Raw genomic sequence first — 1510 nt, 5'->3', positions numbered from 1 at the left:
GTTTGGCTAAAAGACGAGATGACACACCACTTAAGCACTGCTTGGCTAAGATGCACTTCAACTCACGACTATATTTGGACATGAAAGACCCCCAATAATTGGTGTCCAACTATTGGGGGTCAGTTCATTAACGTGTTAAACGTATCAATCGAAGTTTGGATTTACTCGCACTATATCGCCTTCATCCCCGCTGAATTGCTTTTTCAATTCCTGCTTAGACTTAAAGCTGATTTCACCACCAGCAGCAACTGTCATATGTTGTGCGTCGGTATTGTGTTTTGATTGATACAACATCACAGCTTGCATACACGAATCTCGCTGCTCTCTAGAAAGTGTTGTACCCTCTGGCCATCTTCCCGTTTCTACTGCATATACCAAGCGATCGTAAACTTCTGGCGTGATCGCTTTTAATAATTGTTCTGTGTCCATAATGTACCTTCTTATTACATTCTGTTCAGAACATAGCGGGTTAAAGAACGGAGTCAAGAGCACAAAAATGAATTGGTGTAACGGATCACAGGCAAAACCATGAAAACAACATACTGGTTGCTGGCAAGCCTCGCCACTTTGACAATCACAGGTTGCTTCGAACGTAACGTAGCCACTGAACAACTGTGCGCAAATACCCCAGAACTGCGCTGCGAAAACCTCAACATCGACGACGGACAATGCCGTATCCCACGTACCAATTTAATTTGGCATCGTTATGAGCAATTCAAACACCCAAGCGAAGAAAATCAAATAGAAGAATATCAAATAGAAGAATATGGCATCGTAGCCGAATACAGAAAGTGTTTGGAGCTGGCTTCTCAGATCGTCCCGATTGACCAAAGCGATCTAAAAGCGCAACGCTTTAACGCATTGGTGCACAGTATCGACGAACTTGAACGCATCGTTGAGGAGTTAAAAGTATCGGAAAAACCCGAGACCTTGTATTTCCTTTGGTCACAGACCGGAGACACACAAGCTCGGCACAAATTCTTACAAATGGAAGGCTCAGCCAAACTAAACACGGCAGAAATGCAGTACGCCCTAGCCACCCTTTACGCCAATAGAGATGCACCGAAAACGCTCACCTTGTTGAATAATGCGTTAAGTTTGTCAAATGAAGACAACCTAAACCCTATCATTCTTAAATCCTTGGCGAGTATTCATCAGGGACAGGGAGAAAAGAAGCGCGCTTACCTGTGGGCAATGGTAGCGAAAAGATTTGGTGTGTCAGTGGCAGATGAAAAGCAAATGCGGATAATGTTCGATTTCAATGATCCAGTCCAATATCAAAAACTGGACGACTTGGCAAAGTCGATCTCTAACAACATTGAACAGGGAAGTTATTCACCCGATCTAATTCCCGAAAATATATAAAAAAACTCCCGCAAGTCGGCAACGTAGTTCACTTAAGCGGAGCTGCCTTGCGATTAACAGGATATCGGGTCTTTGATATTTTTACCGCCCTAGGCCTATTAGGCTTAGGGCGTTTGTCTATAAAAAGGATAGACAAGTCGCCACG

Annotated in this window: 2 protein-coding genes and 1 pseudogene; 1 reads left to right on the top strand and 2 read right to left on the bottom strand. The window is 43.6% G+C overall.

Annotated features, from left to right (window positions below; all coding sequences use genetic code 11):
- A pseudogene (locus L3V31_RS22125) lies at nucleotides 1–82 on the bottom strand (helix-turn-helix domain-containing protein); the annotation flags it as partial.
- 62 nt (nucleotides 83–144) lie between these two features.
- A complete protein-coding gene (locus L3V31_RS21935; protein ID WP_237319342.1) occupies nucleotides 145–429 on the bottom strand; it encodes a DUF1315 family protein in 285 nt (94 codons plus the stop codon).
- A gap of 99 nt (nucleotides 430–528) precedes the next feature.
- Here L3V31_RS21935 and L3V31_RS21930 point away from each other — a divergent pair, with 99 nt between their 5' ends.
- Nucleotides 529–1365 (top strand): DUF2989 domain-containing protein, encoded by an 837-nt coding sequence (locus L3V31_RS21930; RefSeq protein WP_237319340.1) that lies wholly within the window; start codon nucleotides 529–531, stop codon nucleotides 1363–1365.
- Nucleotides 1366–1510 lie beyond the last annotated feature (145 nt).

The sequence above is a fragment of the Vibrio sp. J1-1 genome (genome assembly GCF_021728395.1).
GTDB lineage: Bacteria > Pseudomonadota > Gammaproteobacteria > Enterobacterales > Vibrionaceae > Vibrio.
Note: the sequence above shows the minus strand (reverse complement) of the source record. Positions and strands in the feature narration are given on the sequence as shown.